The organism is Pseudomonas sp. H1_D04, assembly GCF_054683855.1.
The window spans coordinates 1087521-1101166 of sequence record NZ_CP162826.1 but is presented as its reverse complement, the minus strand read 5'-3'; the positions used below and the strand labels follow the sequence as shown (position 1 = coordinate 1101166).

Annotated in this window: 12 protein-coding genes; all 12 read left to right on the top strand. The window is 60.3% G+C overall.

The features are described from left to right. The first annotated feature begins 282 nt into the window (after positions 1-282). From mraZ to AB4N82_RS05030, 12 genes are read left to right on the top strand one after another with little or no spacing between them, the layout of a single operon-like run. Positions 283-738 carry a division/cell wall cluster transcriptional repressor MraZ gene (gene mraZ, locus AB4N82_RS05085; protein ID WP_003171868.1) on the top strand — a complete coding sequence of 152 codons (456 nt, stop codon included), beginning with the start codon at positions 283-285 and terminating at the stop codon, positions 736-738. After that, positions 735-1682 carry a 16S rRNA (cytosine(1402)-N(4))-methyltransferase RsmH gene (rsmH, locus tag AB4N82_RS05080; protein WP_032886315.1) on the top strand — a complete coding sequence of 316 codons (948 nt, stop codon included), beginning with the start codon at positions 735-737 and terminating at the stop codon, positions 1680-1682. The genes mraZ and rsmH overlap by 4 nt, the downstream gene beginning before the upstream one ends. After that, on the top strand, positions 1679-1972 hold the full coding sequence (gene ftsL / locus AB4N82_RS05075; RefSeq protein WP_003216203.1) for a cell division protein FtsL: 294 nt from the start codon (positions 1679-1681) through the stop codon (positions 1970-1972). Before rsmH ends, ftsL begins: the two co-directional genes overlap by 4 nt. After that, positions 1972-3714, top strand: coding sequence for a peptidoglycan D,D-transpeptidase FtsI family protein (locus tag AB4N82_RS05070; protein WP_163033163.1), 1743 nt, complete (start codon positions 1972-1974; stop codon positions 3712-3714). The genes ftsL and AB4N82_RS05070 overlap by 1 nt, the downstream gene beginning before the upstream one ends. After that, positions 3714-5177: a UDP-N-acetylmuramoyl-L-alanyl-D-glutamate--2,6-diaminopimelate ligase gene (locus AB4N82_RS05065; protein ID WP_122764746.1), complete on the top strand. Its 1464-nt coding sequence runs from the start codon at positions 3714-3716 to the stop codon at positions 5175-5177. The genes AB4N82_RS05070 and AB4N82_RS05065 overlap by 1 nt, the downstream gene beginning before the upstream one ends. Further along, on the top strand, positions 5170-6540 hold the full coding sequence (locus AB4N82_RS05060) for a UDP-N-acetylmuramoyl-tripeptide--D-alanyl-D-alanine ligase (protein ID WP_122764747.1): 1371 nt from the start codon (positions 5170-5172) through the stop codon (positions 6538-6540). Before AB4N82_RS05065 ends, AB4N82_RS05060 begins: the two co-directional genes overlap by 8 nt. After that, positions 6540-7622: a phospho-N-acetylmuramoyl-pentapeptide-transferase gene (mraY, locus tag AB4N82_RS05055; RefSeq protein ID WP_032886319.1), complete on the top strand. Its 1083-nt coding sequence runs from the start codon at positions 6540-6542 to the stop codon at positions 7620-7622. The genes AB4N82_RS05060 and mraY overlap by 1 nt, the downstream gene beginning before the upstream one ends. Positions 7623-7628: 6 nt before the next feature. Then, entirely contained in the window at positions 7629-8975 is a 1347-nt protein-coding gene (murD, locus tag AB4N82_RS05050) for a UDP-N-acetylmuramoyl-L-alanine--D-glutamate ligase (RefSeq protein WP_122764748.1), read from the top strand. Further along, positions 8972-10195: a putative lipid II flippase FtsW gene (gene ftsW / locus AB4N82_RS05045; protein ID WP_032886321.1), complete on the top strand. Its 1224-nt coding sequence runs from the start codon at positions 8972-8974 to the stop codon at positions 10193-10195. The genes murD and ftsW overlap by 4 nt, the downstream gene beginning before the upstream one ends. After that, positions 10185-11255 (top strand): undecaprenyldiphospho-muramoylpentapeptide beta-N-acetylglucosaminyltransferase, encoded by a 1071-nt coding sequence (gene murG, locus AB4N82_RS05040; protein WP_032886322.1) that lies wholly within the window; start codon positions 10185-10187, stop codon positions 11253-11255. Before ftsW ends, murG begins: the two co-directional genes overlap by 11 nt. Next, complete coding sequence (murC, locus tag AB4N82_RS05035) at positions 11248-12693, top strand: UDP-N-acetylmuramate--L-alanine ligase (RefSeq protein WP_032886323.1); 1446 nt, start codon at positions 11248-11250, stop codon at positions 12691-12693. Before murG ends, murC begins: the two co-directional genes overlap by 8 nt. Beyond that, positions 12690-13646: a D-alanine--D-alanine ligase gene (locus AB4N82_RS05030; RefSeq protein WP_099601151.1), complete on the top strand. Its 957-nt coding sequence runs from the start codon at positions 12690-12692 to the stop codon at positions 13644-13646. The genes murC and AB4N82_RS05030 overlap by 4 nt, the downstream gene beginning before the upstream one ends.

Below are 13646 nucleotides of genomic sequence, written 5' to 3'. Positions count from 1 at the left end.
GCAGATGCATCTTCGTAATACCAAAAAAATCTTACTCTTAATAAATTACTTTAACTTTAAGTCGTAGCTCTTTGAGCTATTTGCCCTTATTGGGTCAGAAATACCGCCGAACTCTGGTTTCTCCTGCTTTTACGCTCCTAAATCTCCGTTCTGTAAGGCTTTTCCTTGAATCCGCGCCTTGACGGTGTGGTGGGCGCATTCCTATAGTGTGCGCAAGTGGCGGAAAGTGGCACAAAGTGGGTTTTTTGAACGTAAAACGCTAAAATTTGGAGAAACGCATCTGTGTTTCGCGGAGCTAACGCTATCAGTCTCGATGCAAAAGGCCGTCTCGCCATGCCGAGCCGGTATCGTGACGAGCTGATTTCGCGAAGTTCCGGGCAATTAATCATCACTATCGATGCTGTTGATCCTTGTTTATGTGTTTACCCGCTCGATGAGTGGGAGTTGATTGAAACCAAATTGCGCGCCCTGCCTTCATTGCGTGAAGAAAACCGCCGCCTGCAGCGTTTGCTGATCGGTAATGCCGTCGACCTTGAGCTCGATGGCAGTGGTCGTTTCCTGGTGCCCCCGCGTCTTCGCGAGTACGCCAAGCTGGACAAGCGCGCAATGCTGGTTGGCCAACTGAACAAGTTCCAATTGTGGGACGAAGATGCCTGGGATGCTGTTTCTGCAGCTGACCTGGCTGCTATTCAACAACCGGGCGCTATGCCTGATGAACTGCGTGATTTGATCCTGTGACTATTGATAGCGGCTTTAACCACATCACCGTACTGCTTGACGAAGCCGTTGAGGCTCTCGCCGTACGCGCGGATGGCTGCTATTTGGATGGCACCTTTGGCAGGGGCGGGCACAGCCGGTTGATACTCAGCCAGCTCGGTCCCGACGGCAAGCTCCTCGGGTTCGACAAAGACCCCCAAGCGATTGCCACCGGGCAAGCGCTAGCGGCCGAAGACGGCCGCTTTGTCGTTGTGCAGCGCAGCTTTGCCGAGCTGGGTGCTGAAGTCGCCGAGCGTGGTATGGCGGGCAAGGTGGCCGGGGTTTTGCTCGACTTAGGCGTGTCTTCGCCGCAGCTCGATGATCCGGAGCGCGGCTTCAGCTTCATGAACGATGGCCCTCTCGATATGCGCATGGATCCTACCCGTGGCATCAGTGCGGCACAGTTCATCGCCACCGCTCCCCATGAAGAAATTACCCGCGTATTCAAGGAATACGGTGAAGAGCGTTTCGCTGGTCGCATGGCACGTGCCGTGGTGGAGCGCCGTGAAATTCAGCCGTTCGAACGCACCGCCGACCTGGCCGAAGTACTCAAAGTCGCCAACCCTGCATGGGAAAAGGGCAAGAATCCTGCGACCCGTGCGTTCCAAGGCCTGCGCATTCACGTCAACAACGAACTGGGCGATCTGGAAGCTGGTCTTGAAGCCGCGCTGGACGCTTTGGAAGTGGGCGGTCGTCTAGTGGTGATCAGTTTCCACTCCCTTGAAGACCGCATCGTCAAATTGTTCATGCGTCGGTTGGTCAAGGGTGAGTCCGACAACCTGCCGCGCAACCTGCCGGTGCGTTTCGAAGCCTTTGTGCCGAAAATCAAAATCCATGGCAAAGCGCAGTTTGCTTCCGAAGCCGAACTCAAGGCCAACCCACGCTCCCGTAGCGCCGTCATGCGCGTCGCGGAGAAGCTGCGGTGAGCAAGCTTTTCGCCAAGCCCCTGCCGGGCGGCAGCTTCTTTATGTTGCTGTTGTTTGTCGGCGTGCTGGTGTCCGCGATTGCGGTGTCCTACAGCGCCCACTACAACCGTCAACTGCTTAACACCCTGTACGGGGAATTGAGTGTGCGCGACAAAGCGCAGGCGGAATGGGGTCGGTTGATCCTGGAGCAAAGCACCTGGACGGCCCATAGCCGTATCGAAGTTCTGGCCACCGAACAACTGAAAATGCACATTCCGGGCGCGGCCGAAGTCCGCATGGTGGCGCCATGATGAAGCTCGAGGGCGCACTTTATCCATGGCGCTTCCGACTGATGCTCGGGTTGCTGGCATTGATGGTGGGGGCGATTGCCTGGCGGATCATTGACTTGCAGGTCGTCGATCGTGACTTCCTGATCGGCCAGGGCGACGCCCGTAGCCTTCGTCATATCCCGATTCCTGCGCACCGCGGCCTGATTACCGACCGTAACGGCGAGCCTCTGGCCGTCAGTACGCCGGTAACTACCCTGTGGGCCAACGCCAAGGAGTTGCAGGTTGCCAAGGACAGGTGGCCACAGCTGGCTGCCGCACTGGGCCAGGATCCAAAAGCCTTGGCCGAGCGCCTTGAGGCTCAAGCCAATAAAGAATTCATCTACCTTGTTCGTGGCCTCACCCCCGAGCAGGGCCAGCAAGTGCTCGACCTTAAAGTCCCCGGTGTCTACGGCATCGAGGAATTCCGTCGTTTCTATCCGGCCGGTGAAACCACCGCCCACATGGTCGGCTTTACCGACATCGATGACCACGGCCGCGAAGGCGTGGAGTTGGCCTACGACGAATGGCTGGCTGGTGTTCCTGGTAAACGACAAGTCATCAAGGATCGGCGCGGCAGACTGATCAAGGATGTCCAAGTCACCAAAAACGCCAAGGCCGGTAAGCCCTTGGCGTTGTCGATTGACCTGCGTCTGCAATACCTGGCCAACCGCGAGCTGCGTAACGCGATCATCGAGAACGGCGCCAAGGCCGGCAGCCTCGTGATCATGGACGTGAAGACCGGCGAGATCCTGGCTATGGTCAACCAGCCGACCTACAACCCGAATAACCGTCGCAACCTGCAGCCGGCGATGATGCGCAACCGCGCCATGATCGACGTGTTCGAGCCGGGTTCGACCATGAAAGCCATCTCCATGAGTGCCGCCCTGGAAACCGGGCGCTGGAAACCCAGCGACAAGGTCGAGGTGTACCCAGGTACTTTGCAGCTTGGCAAATACACTATTCGTGACGTATCGCGCACCGAAGGTCCGGTGTTGGATTTGACAGGCATCCTGATCAACTCCAGTAACGTGGGCATGAGTAAGGTCGCCTTCGATATCGGCGGTGAAACCATCTACCACCTGGCGCAGAAAATCGGCTTGGGCCAACCCACCGGTCTGGATTTTCCCGGTGAGCGTGTCGGCAACCTGCCGAACTACCGCGACTGGAAAAAGGCCGAGACCGCCACGCTTTCCTATGGTTACGGCCTGTCGGTAACCGCAATCCAACTGGCGCACGCGTTCTCCGTGCTGGCCAACAACGGTCGCATGGTGCCGCTGAGCCTGATTCACGTCGACGAAGCGCCGAAAGCCACCCAGGTGATCCCGGAAAACGTCGCCAAGACTATGCAAGGCATGCTGCAACAAGTGATCGAAGCGCCGCGCGGTGTATTCCGTGCCCAGGTGCCGGCGTATCACGTGGCAGGCAAGTCCGGTACCGCGCGTAAAACGTCGGTGGGTACCAAGGGCTATGCCGAAAACTCCTACCGTTCGCTGTTCGCCGGCTTTGGCCCGATGAGCGATCCACGTTACGCCATTGTTGTAGTGATCGACGAGCCGAGCAAAGCCGGTTACTTCGGTGGTCTGGTCTCGGCGCCAGTGTTCAGCAAAGTGATGTCCGGCACCCTGCGCTTGATGAACATCACGCCGGACAACTTGCCGCCGACTCAACAAGCGAATGCCGGACCACCGGTTGCTGCAGTCAAAGCCAATGGAGGGCGCGGCTGATGTCTCTTAGCCTGAATAAGATTTTTGCCCACGCTGGTCGCGATCTGCTGATTCGCGAGTTGACCCTCGACAGCCGTAACGTGCGCGCCGGTGACCTGTTCCTGGCGGTGCCAGGCGGCAAGGTCGATGGTCGTGCGCATATCGCCGACGCCTTGCAGCGCGGCGCCGCAGCCGTGGCTTATGAAGTGGAAGGCGCCACCGTGCTGCCGATCACCGACGTGCCGCTGATCCCTGTCAAAGGCTTGGCCAAGCAATTGTCGGACATCGCCGGGCGCTTCTATGGCGACCCGAGCCGCTATCTCAATCTGGTGGGTGTGACCGGTACCAACGGCAAGACCAGTGTGACCCAACTGGTTGCCCAGGCGCTTGACCTGCTGGGCCAGCACTGCGGCATCGTTGGCACCCTTGGCACCGGTTTTTATGGCGCGCTTCAAAGCGGCCTGCACACCACGCCCAATCCTATTGCTGTGCAAGCGACCCTGGCCGACCTGAAAAAGGCCGGTGCCAAGGCGGTTGCCATGGAAGTCTCGTCCCACGGTCTGGACCAGGGCCGCGTAACCGCCCTGGCCTTTGATGTGGCGGTGATGACCAACCTGTCCCGCGACCACCTGGACTACCACGGGACGATGGAGGCGTATGCGTCCGCCAAGGCCAAGCTGTTCGCCTGGAATGACCTGAAGTGCCGGGTTGTGAACCTGGACGACGAGTTCGGTCGCCAGTTGGCTGCGCAGGACAGCGAATCGCGTTTGATCAGCTACAGCCTGCTGGACTCCAGCGCGTACCTGTATTGCCGCGAAGCCCAATTTAATGACGAAGGCGTTCGCGCCACGTTGGTAACGCCCCAAGGCGAACATCACCTGCGCAGCACCTTGCTCGGGCGGTTCAACCTCAGCAACGTTCTCGCCGCTATCGGCGCGCTGCTTGGCCTGGATTACGCCCTGGACGAAATCCTCAAAGTGCTGCCGAAGCTGGAAGGTCCGGCTGGTCGCATGCAACGCCTGGGTGGCGGCACCCAGCCGCTGGTGGTGGTTGATTACGCCCACACCCCGGATGCCCTTGAAAAAGTCCTCGAAGCCTTGCGTCCTCACGCCAAAGGGAAGTTGCTGTGCCTGTTCGGTTGCGGCGGTGATCGCGATCGCGGCAAGCGTCCGCTGATGGCCGAGATTGTCGAGCGACTGGCCGACGGCGTACTCGTCACCGATGACAACCCGCGCAGCGAAAACCCGAGCCAGATCTTCGACGATATCCGCGCAGGCTTTAAAGACGCGTCCAAGGCTACTTTCGTTGCCGGTCGTGGTGCCGCCATCGCCCAGTTGATCGCCAGTGCCAGCGCTGATGACGTGATAGTACTGGCCGGTAAGGGACACGAGGACTACCAGGAAATCAATGGCGAGCGTCATGCCTTCTCCGATCTGGTCGAGGCCGATCACGCCTTGACCGCCTGGGAGGTTGCCCATGCTTAAAGCGATGAAATTCAGCGAACTGACCCAGGCTCTGTCCGCTCGTATGCTGTCGAGCGATTGCTGCTTCGATGGCGTGAGTATCGACAGTCGCGCGATCAAGCCAGGGCAACTGTTTGTCGCCTTGGCCGGCCCGCGTTTTGACGGCCACGATTACCTGAACGAAGTTGCCGCAAAAGGTGCCGTGGGTGCCTTGGTTCAGCGCGAAGTCGCCGACTCCACCTTGCCGCAACTGCTGGTCGCGGATTCCCGCTTGGCTCTCGGTCAATTGGGTGCGCTGAACCGTGCCGCTTTTGATAAGCCTGTCGCAGCCGTTACCGGCTCCAGCGGCAAGACAACGATCAAGGAACTGCTTGCTGGTGTACTGCGTACGCGCGGCCCGGTGCTTGCGACCCGTGGCAACCTTAATAATGACTTTGGCGCTCCGCTGACCCTGCTTGAACTCGCCCCGGAACACACGGCGGCAGTGATCGAACTGGGGGCTTCGCGTATCGGCGAAATCGCCTACACCGTGGCGCTGACCAAGCCCCACGTAGCAATTATCAACAACGCCGGTACTGCCCACGTTGGCGAGTTCGGTGGCCCGGAAAAAATCGTCGAAGCCAAGGGCGAGATTCTTGAGGGCCTGGATGCATCGGGCACCGCGGTTTTGAATCTGGACGACAAGGCCTTCGAGACCTGGCGTGTACGCGCCGCCGGTCGCAAGGTCCTGACGTTTGCCGTGCTTAACGCAGCGGCTGATTTCCATGCATCCAACATCACCGTCGATGCCCGCGGCTGTCCGTCCTTCACCTTGCACACCCCGCAAGGTGACGAACACGTGCAACTGAATTTGTTGGGCAACCATAACGTCGCCAATGCCCTGGCCGCCGCCGCTGCGGCCCATGCCTTGGGCGTTTCGCTGTTCGGTATTGCCACGGGCCTGGGCGCGGTGCAACCGGTCAAGGGTCGTACCGTGGCGCAGTTGGCAACCAACGGCATGCGTGTGATTGATGACACCTACAACGCCAACCCATCGTCCATTAATGCCGCTGTAGACCTGCTAAACGGTTTTGACGGTCGCAAGGTGCTGGTACTGGGTGACATCGGCGAATTGGGCGACTGGGCTGAACAAGGCCACCGCGAAGTCGGCGCGTATGCCGCAGGCAAAGTCGACGCCCTCTACGCCGTTGGTACGAACATGGCCCATGCCGTGGCTGCCTTCGGCCAAGGTGCGCGACATTTCGCAACCCAGGCCGAGTTGATTCAGGCGCTGGGCACAGCAGAACAAGACAAACACACAACCATTTTGATCAAGGGATCGCGCAGCGCGGTGATGGAAAACGTCGTCGCGGCCTTGTGTGGCTCAAGTACGGAGAAACATTAATGCTGCTGCTGCTGGCTGAGTATCTGCAACAGTTCCACAAAGGCTTCGCGGTCTTTCAGTACCTGACCCTGCGCGGGATCCTGGGTGTGCTGACCGCGCTGTCTTTGTCGCTGTTTTTGGGGCCGTGGATGATCCGCACCCTGCAGAACCTGCAAATTGGTCAATCGGTTCGTAATGACGGCCCGCAGTCGCACCTGTCCAAGTCCGGCACCCCGACAATGGGCGGCGCGTTGATCCTGTCGTCCATCGGCATCAGCACCTTGCTGTGGGCCGACCTGCACAACCGCTACGTCTGGGTGGTGCTGCTGGTGACCCTGCTGTTCGGCGCCATCGGCTGGGTCGATGACTACCGCAAAGTGATCGAGAAAAACTCCAAGGGGCTGCCAAGCCGCTGGAAGTATTTCTGGCAGTCGGTGTTCGGCCTGGGCGCAGCGATCTTCTTGTACACCACGGCGCCAAGCGCAGTGGAAACCACCCTGATCATCCCGATGCTCAAGGACGCCAGCATTCCATTGGGTATCGGCTTCGTGGTGCTGACCTACTTCGTGATCGTCGGCTCCAGCAACGCGGTGAACCTGACCGACGGCCTCGACGGTCTGGCGATCATGCCGACGGTGATGGTGGGCGGCGCGCTTGGCATCTTCTGCTACCTGTCAGGTAACGTGAAGTTCGCTGAGTACCTGCTGATCCCTTATGTACCGGGCGCGGGTGAACTGATTGTGTTCTGCGGCGCCTTGATCGGTGCCGGTCTGGGCTTCTTGTGGTTCAACACCTACCCGGCACAAGTCTTCATGGGCGACGTCGGCGCACTGGCGCTGGGCGCAGCCCTGGGCACCATCGCGGTGATTGTTCGCCAGGAAATCGTGCTGTTCATCATGGGCGGTGTGTTCGTGATGGAAACCCTGTCGGTGGTCATCCAGGTGGCGTCCTTCAAGTTGACCGGGCGCCGCGTGTTCCGCATGGCGCCGATTCACCACCACTTTGAACTCAAGGGCTGGCCCGAGCCACGCGTGATCGTCCGTTTTTGGATCATCACTGTGATTCTCGTACTGGTTGGCCTTGCCACCCTGAAACTGAGGTAGAAACGAGTGTCCCTGATCGCTTCAGACCACTTCCGCATCGTTGTCGGCCTCGGCAAGAGCGGCATGTCCCTGGTTCGCTTCCTGGCGAACCGGGGCACGTCGTTTGCCGTTGCCGATACGCGGGAAAATCCACCGGAGCTGGTCACGCTGCGCCGTGACTACCCGCACGTGGAAGTGCGTTGTGGCGAGTTGGATGTCGAGTTTCTGTGCCGCGCCGATGAGCTCTACGTGAGCCCCGGCCTAGCCCTGGCGACACCGGCCCTGCAAGCCGCAGCGGCCCGTGGCGTGAAGCTGTCCGGCGATATCGACCTGTTCGCGCGTAACGCGAAGGCGCCGATAGTAGCCATCAGCGGTTCCAACGCGAAAAGCACCGTGACCACACTGGTCGGTGAGATGGCGATGGCGGCCGGCAAGCGCGTGGCCGTGGGCGGTAACCTCGGCACCCCGGCGCTGGACCTGCTCAGCGACGACATCGAGCTGTACGTGATGGAACTGTCTAGTTTCCAGCTGGAAACCACCCATGACCTCGGCGCCGAAGTCGCCACTGTTCTGAACGTCAGCGAAGACCACATGGACCGCTACAGCGGCCTGCCGGCATATCATCTGGCCAAGCACCGGATCTTCCGCGGCGCCAAGCAATTTGTGGTCAACCGCCAGGATGCCCTGAGCCGTCCGCTGATGGGCGAGGGCATGCCCTGCTGGACCTTCGGTTTGGGCAAGCCCGACTTCAAGGCCTTCGGTATCCGCGAAGAGAACGGCGAGAAATACCTGGCCTTCGAATTTCAGAACCTGATGCCAGTGCGCGAGCTGAAAATTCGTGGTGCCCATAATCAGTCCAACGCACTGGCGGCATTGGCGCTTGGCCATGCCGTCGGTCTGCCATTCGACGCGATGCTCTCCAGCCTGCGCACCTTCGCCGGTCTTGAACACCGCTGCCAGTGGGTGCGTGATCTCGATGGCGTCAGCTATTACAACGACTCCAAAGCCACCAACGTCGGCGCCGCACTGGCTGCGATCGAAGGGCTTGGCGCCGATATCGACGGCAAGCTGGTGCTGATCGCCGGTGGCGATGGCAAGGGCGCCGATTTCAAAGATCTCAAGGCACCGGTGGCTGCGCATTGCCGCGCCGTGGTCTTGATGGGCCGCGACTCCGACTTGATCGCCGCCGCGCTTGGTGATGCCGTGCCACAGGTGCGTGCCTCCTCCCTTGATGACGCCATTGCCCAATGCAAAGCCTTGGCCCAACCAGGCGATGCGGTACTGCTGTCGCCGGCGTGCGCCAGTTTCGACATGTTCAAGAACTACGAAGAGCGCGGCCAGTTGTTCGCCCGCGTCGTGGAGGGCTTGGCATGAGCATTGATTTCAGAAACATCATTAAGCCGTACCCGTCGCCGATCATTACCGGGCGCGGCATTGACCTCGATTTCCCAATGCTCGCCGGTTGCCTCGCGCTGCTGGGCCTGGGCCTGGTGATGATCACCTCGGCCTCTTCCGAAGTGGCTGCCGTGCAGTCGGGCAACACCCTGTACATGATGATCCGTCACCTGGTGTACCTGATCATCGGTCTGGGTGCGTGCATCGTCACCATGATGATCCCCATCGCCACCTGGCAGCGTCTCGGTTGGCTGATGCTGATCGGCGCGTTTGGCTTGCTGGTCATGGTGATCGTGCCGGGTATCGGCCGCGAGGTGAACGGCTCGATGCGCTGGATTGGTTTCGGCGCGTTCAACGTGCAACCGTCTGAAATCGCCAAGGTGTTCGTGGTGATCTATCTCGCCGGTTACCTGGTGCGTCGTCAGAAGGAAGTGCGCGAAAGCTGGATGGGCTTCTTCAAGCCATTCATCGTGCTTTTGCCAATGGCCGGCCTGTTGCTGATGGAGCCCGACTTCGGCGCCACCGTCGTGATGATGGGGGCGGCAGCGGCGATGCTGTTCCTCGGCGGCGTGGGCCTGTTCCGCTTCAGTTTGATGGTGGTGCTGGCAGTGGCGGCCGTGACCATCCTGGTGCAGGCGCAACCCTACCGGATGGCGCGTCTGATTACCTTTACCGACCCGTGGTCCGACCAGTTTGGCTCCGGCTATCAATTGACCCAGGCGTTGATCGCCTTTGGTCGTGGTGAGTGGCTGGGCGTTGGCCTGGGCAATAGCGTGCAGAAGCAGTTCTACCTTCCGGAAGCCCACACCGACTTCGTGTTCTCGGTACTCGCCGAAGAGTTGGGCGTGGTTGGTTCGCTGTGCACCGTCGCGCTGTTTGTGTTCGTGTGCGTACGCGGCATGTACATCGGCTTGTGGGCCGAGAAGGCCAAACAGTATTTCGCCGCCTATGTGGCGTACGGCTTGTCGTTCCTGTGGATCGGCCAGTTCTTGATCAATATCGGTGTGAACGTCGGCCTGCTGCCGACCAAGGGGCTGACCTTGCCGTTCCTCAGTTACGGCGGCAGTTCGCTGGTGATTTGCTGCGCCTGTCTGGGCTTGTTGCTGCGCATCGAGTGGGAGAGTCGAACCCACTTGGGCAGCGAAGAGATGGAGTTCAGCGAAAGCGACTTCGCCGAGGAGCCGACCCATGGGCGCTAATGTGCTGATCATGGCTGGCGGCACTGGGGGCCACGTATTCCCAGCCCTGGCGTGTGCGCGCGAGTTCCAGAACCGTGGCTACACCGTGCACTGGTTGGGCACGCCGCGCGGTATCGAAAACGAATTGGTACCGAGTGCCGGTTTGCCGTTGCATCTGATCAACGTCACTGGCCTGCGCGGCAAAGGCAAGTTGTCCTTGCTCAAGGCACCTTTCGTCTTGCTCAAGGCGGTGTGGCAGGCGCGCAAGGTCATCCGTGAATTGCAGCCAGTGTGTGTGCTCGGTTTTGGCGGTTATGTAACCGGCCCTGGCGGCGTCGCGGCCAAGCTCGCCGGTGTGCCGGTGATCGTGCACGAGCAGAACGCTGTGGCCGGCACCGCCAACCGCTTGCTGGTGCCGTTGGCTGCGCGGGTGTGTGAAGCGTTTCCCAACACTTTCAGTGTGTCGGATAAGCGCCGTACCACCGGCAACCCGGTGCGCACCGAGCTGTTTATGGACATCGCCCGCGAAGCACTGGCGGGTCGCAAGGCGCACCTGCTGATCCTGGGCGGAAGCCTGGGCGCTGAGCCATTGAACAAATTGCTACCGGAAGCGGTGGCGCAACTCCCTGTGGAATTGCGCCCGGAGATCTTCCATCAGGCCGGCAAGAACCATGATGAAATCACCGCCACGCGTTATCGCGAAGCCGGTGTCGAGGCGAACGTACAGCCTTTCATTAAAGACATGGCCCATGCCTATGGCTGGGCCGACCTGGTGGTCTGTCGCGCTGGTGCGCTGACCGTCAGTGAACTGGCCGCCGCCGGTCTGCCGTCCTTGCTGGTGCCTTTGCCCCACGCCATCGACGATCACCAGACCCGCAACGCCGAATATTTGGCCGGGGAGGGCGCTGCCTTCCTGCTGCCGCAAAGAACGACTGGCGCCGCCGATTTGGCCGCACGCCTGACCGAGGTTTTGATGCAACCGGAACGACTCAACAATATGGCGAGCACCGCAAGCCGCCTGGCCAAACCTGACGCAACCCGCACCGTGGTGGATATCTGCCTGGAGGTGGCCCATGGTTGAGAATCAGAAAGCCATGCCACAACCCGAGATGCGCCGCATCCGTCGCATCCACTTCGTCGGTATCGGCGGCGTGGGCATGTGCGGCATTGCCGAAGTGTTACTGAACTTGGGCTACCAAGTGTCCGGCTCGGACTTGAAAGAGTCGCCGGTCACCGAGCGCCTGAAGTCGTTTGGTGCACAGATTTTCATCGGCCACCGCGCTGAGAACGCCGCTGAGGCCGACGTGCTGGTGGTGTCCAGCGCCGTGAACACTTCCAACCCGGAAGTGGCCACCGCCCTTGAGCGCCGCATTCCCGTGGTGCCACGTGCCGAGATGCTGGCCGAGTTGATGCGTTATCGCCACGGCATCGCCGTCGCCGGTACCCACGGCAAGACCACCACGACCAGCCTGATCGCTTCGGTGTTCGCCGCTGGTGGCCTGGACCCGACCTTCGTTATCGGTGGTCGCCTGAATGCAGCCGGCACCAATGCCCAGCTCGGCACCAGCCGCTACCTGATCGCCGAAGCCGATGAAAGCGACGCGAGCTTCCTGCACCTGCAACCGCTTGTGGCCGTCGTGACCAACATTGACGAAGACCACATGGCGACCTACGACGGTGACTTCAACAAGTTGAAGAAAACCTTCGTTGAGTTCCTGCATAACCTGCCGTTCTACGGTTTGGCCGTGGTATGCCTGGACGATCCGGTAGTGCGTGAAATCCTGCCGCTGGTCAAGCGTCCGACCGTGACCTACGGCTTCAGCGAAGACGCCGACGTGCGTGCGATCAATGTGCGCCAGGAAGGCATGCAAACCTTCTTCACCGTACTGCGTCCTGACCGTGAGCCGCTGGATGTGTCGGTGAACATGCCGGGCAACCACAACGTATTGAATTCCCTGGCGACCATCTGCATCGCTTCCGATGAAGGCGTCAGCGATGAAGCCATCGTGGAAGGCCTGTCGCGTTTTGCGGGTGTCGGCCGTCGTTTCCAAGTCTACGGCCAACTGCCGGTAGAGGGTGGCGACGTGATGCTGGTGGACGACTACGGTCACCACCCGACTGAAGTTGCCGCAGTGATCAAGGCCGTGCGCGGTGGTTGGCCGGAGCGCCGCCTGGTGATGGTCTACCAACCGCACCGCTACAGCCGGACCCGCGATCTGTATGACGACTTCGTCAATGTATTGGCCGATGCCAACGTGCTGCTGTTGATGGAGGTTTACCCGGCCGGTGAAGAACCGATCCCGGGCGCCGATAGCCGCAAGCTGTGCAACAGCATTCGTCAGCGTGGACAGCTTGACCCGATCTACATCGAGCGCGGTGTGGACCTGGCACCGATCGTCAAACCGCTGCTGCGCGCTGGTGACATTCTGCTGTGCCAAGGCGCAGGTGATATCGGTGGCCTTGCCCCTAAACTATTGGCGAGCCCGCTGTTTGCCGCCGAGAAGGGGAAGTCGAAATGACCACTGACTACGGCTCCCTATTTTCGACAATCGCGCCAGCCGACTTCGGCCGTGTGGCGGTGCTGTTCGGCGGCAAGAGCGCCGAGCGCGAAGTGTCGCTCAAGTCCGGCAACGCCGTGCTCGAAGCCCTGCAAAGCGCCGGCGTGAATGCGTTTGGTATCGACGTGGGCGATGACTTCCTCGCCCGCCTGCAGGCCGAAAAGATCGACCGCGCCTTCATTATTCTTCACGGCCGTGGCGGTGAAGACGGCAGCATGCAGGGCCTGCTGGAATGCGCCGGTATTCCTTACACTGGCAGTGGCATCCTCGCCTCGGCACTGGCCATGGACAAGCTGCGCACCAAACAGGTGTGGCACAGCCTGGGTATTCCAACCCCGCGTCACGCTGTTCTGTGCAGCGAAGACGATTGTATTTCTGCAGCCAAGGAACTGGGCCTGCCTTTGATCGTCAAACCAGCCCATGAAGGCTCCAGTATCGGCATGGCCAAAGTGAACTCGGCCGCCGAATTGATCGACGCATGGAAAGCGGCAAGTACCTACGATTCGCAAGTGTTGGTGGAACAGTGGATCCAGGGTCCCGAGTACACCATCGCCACCCTGCGTGGCCAAGTATTGCCGCCTATCGCATTGGGCACGCCCCACACCTTTTACGACTACGACGCCAAGTACCTGGCATCCGATACCCAGTATCGGGTCCCGTGCGGCCTTGACGCAGCCAAGGAACAGGAATTGATGGACCTCACGGCGAAGGCCTGTGAGGCGCTGGGTATCGCCGGCTGGGCGCGGGCAGACGTGATGCAGGATGACCAAGGGGAGTTCTGGTTCCTCGAAGTCAACACTGCGCCGGGCATGACCGACCACAGCCTGGTACCTATGGCCGCTCGCGCAGCCGGCTTGGATTTCCAGCAGTTGGTGCTGGCAATTCTTGCCGCCAGCATTGAGCCAAGAGGCTAA

Coding starts and splice junctions, on each gene's coding strand:
- ftsW (WP_032886321.1), top strand. CDS start 8,972: ATGAGCATTGATTTCAGAAACATCATTAAGCCGTACCCGTCGCCGATC.
- murC (WP_032886323.1), top strand. CDS start 11,248: ATGGTTGAGAATCAGAAAGCCATGCCACAACCCGAGATGCGCCGCATC.
- AB4N82_RS05065 (WP_122764746.1), top strand. CDS start 3,714: ATGTCTCTTAGCCTGAATAAGATTTTTGCCCACGCTGGTCGCGATCTG.
- AB4N82_RS05030 (WP_099601151.1), top strand. CDS start 12,690: ATGACCACTGACTACGGCTCCCTATTTTCGACAATCGCGCCAGCCGAC.
- murG (WP_032886322.1), top strand. CDS start 10,185: ATGGGCGCTAATGTGCTGATCATGGCTGGCGGCACTGGGGGCCACGTA.
- AB4N82_RS05070 (WP_163033163.1), top strand. CDS start 1,972: ATGAAGCTCGAGGGCGCACTTTATCCATGGCGCTTCCGACTGATGCTC.
- AB4N82_RS05060 (WP_122764747.1), top strand. CDS start 5,170: ATGCTTAAAGCGATGAAATTCAGCGAACTGACCCAGGCTCTGTCCGCT.
- mraY (WP_032886319.1), top strand. CDS start 6,540: ATGCTGCTGCTGCTGGCTGAGTATCTGCAACAGTTCCACAAAGGCTTC.